The 524-nt window shown below is 43.5% G+C and carries 1 protein-coding gene; it reads right to left on the bottom strand.

All coding sequences use genetic code 11. The features are described from left to right. Window positions 1-524: transposase (locus tag QL995_RS21710; RefSeq protein ID WP_290295090.1), on the bottom strand; the 524-nt coding region annotated here is incomplete at both ends.

Raw genomic sequence — 524 nt, 5'->3', positions numbered from 1 at the left:
CCGTTTTAATGGGTGGCTTTCGCATACATTGCTGTTGTAGTGGACATACTTTGCAATCTTTTAAGTAACCGCAGAATCGTGTGTATTGTTGGTTATGGCTGTTTACATTAACTCCGCTTCGCCACATGGCATTACCTGCTGGGCAGCGGCATGTTTGGGTTGCTTCATCATAATGAAAATCGTCTGAGGTAAATAACCGAGGCTTGCCTTTGCTGCGTTTTAGTCGGCGCTTTTCTTGCTCCGTTTCGTATGTTTCGCTGGCTTTAAACAGCGGATTTCGTTTTCTAAATTGGTTATCTGCAATGTACGTATCGAACCCACTTTGCGCCATAAATTCAAGATTTACTTCGCTGTTAAACCCACTGTCTGCGGTGAATTTGATGGTATGCTCATCTGCCATTTTTTCTGTATTGAGTTTAGCGAGTTGCTGTTTTAATTGTGCAACGGCTGGCTGTAAAGTTTGTTGTTCGCCCACTGAGCCCCACGCTTGTGCTTGCAGGATGATTTGATGTTTATCATCGTTT

This window comes from Pseudoalteromonas sp. APC 3358 (assembly GCF_030408075.1).
Taxonomy (GTDB): Bacteria; Pseudomonadota; Gammaproteobacteria; order Enterobacterales; family Alteromonadaceae; genus Pseudoalteromonas; species Pseudoalteromonas arctica.
Note: the sequence above shows the minus strand (reverse complement) of the source record. Positions and strands in the feature narration are given on the sequence as shown.